The following is a 1,280-nucleotide window of genomic DNA, read 5'->3' as shown; positions in this document are numbered from 1 at the left end:
GGGGCCTCCCCCTGAGTGGTGGACACGCTGATACTGGATCTGCTTGATCCGGAGGAAGCGAGAACACCGCCGATGGCGATGAAGGACTACTCGGACGAGTTCAAGGCCGATGCCGTGGCCCTGTACGAGTCCACGCCCGGGGCGACGTACAAGAGCATCGCCGCTGACCTGGGCATCAACAGGGCGACGCTGCGTGAGTGGGTGCTGCGGGACCGGGAACGTCGAGGCGTGGCCCCCGCGGCCCCTCGGTCGGGTGGGGCAGCGCAGGCCCGGGCAGGACAGCCGGCACCGTCCCCCGACCCGGACGAGCGGATCCGGCAGCTGGAGGCCCGGGTGGCCGAGCTTGAGGCCAGCGAGCGGAAGCTGGCCACCGAGCGGGACATCCTGCGCAAGGCGGCCAAGTATTTCGCCGGCGAGACGAACTGGTGAACCGCTTCCAGTTCGTCCACGACCACCGGGACGCCTTCGGCGTGAAGCGGTTGTGCCAGGTGCTGGGCGTGAACCGGTCCAGCTACTACAAGTGGAGGGACGGGGCCGACGCGCGGACCGCGCGGCAGGCCGCCGACCATGCCCTGGCCGAACAGATCCGCGCCGTCCACACCGACTCGGACGGCGCCTACGGCTCTCCGCGGATCACCGCCGAGCTCCGCGCCGACGGCCGCAAGATCAACAAGAAACGGGTGGCCCGCGTGATGCGCAACTTCTCCATCCAGGGCACACGCCTGCACAGACGGGTCCGCACCACAATCCCCGAGCCGTCGGCGACACCTGTCCCGGACCTGTTCCAGCGGGACTTCACCGCCCCCGCGCCAGGAGTCAAGTACATGGGCGACATCACCTATCTCCCCACCGGGGATGGCCAGTTCCTCTACCTGGCCACTGTCCTGGACTGCTTCAGCCGCCGGGTGGTCGGCTGGTCCATCGCCGCCCACATGCGCACCGAACTCGTCGCCGAGGCCCTGCGGATGGCAGCCGCCACCCGCGGCGGCCTGAACGGCGCGATCTTCCACTCCGATCACGGCGCCCAGTACACATCGCGTGAATTCGCCGGCCTGTGCGGCGAGTTGGGCGTCACCCAGTCCATGGGAGCGGTCGGCACCTCCGCCGACAACGCCGCCTGCGAGAGTTTCCACGCCTCCCTCAAGCGGGAGACCCTGCGCGGCGCCCACCACTACCCGGGCGCGGAACTCTGCCGACGCACCGTCTTCCGGTGGCTCACCCGTTACAACACCCGCCGCAGACACTCCGCGAACGGACACCTCAGCCCCATGGCCTACGAA

At 69.3% G+C, this 1,280-nt stretch carries 1 protein-coding gene; it reads left to right on the top strand.

All coding sequences use genetic code 11. The annotated features are described in order from the left end of the window. Positions 1-72: 72 nt before the first annotated feature. A protein-coding gene (locus tag E6P78_RS32500; RefSeq protein WP_136207204.1) for an IS3 family transposase occupies positions 73-1,280 on the top strand; the annotation gives its coding sequence in 2 pieces (ribosomal slippage) (positions 73-415 and positions 415-1,280; 1,209 coding nt annotated over the 2 pieces). This gene is flagged as partial in the annotation.

This window comes from Streptomyces sp. A0958, from assembly GCF_004795035.1.
GTDB lineage: Bacteria > Actinomycetota > Actinomycetes > Streptomycetales > Streptomycetaceae > Streptomyces.
Note: the sequence above shows the minus strand (reverse complement) of the source record. Positions and strands in the feature narration are given on the sequence as shown.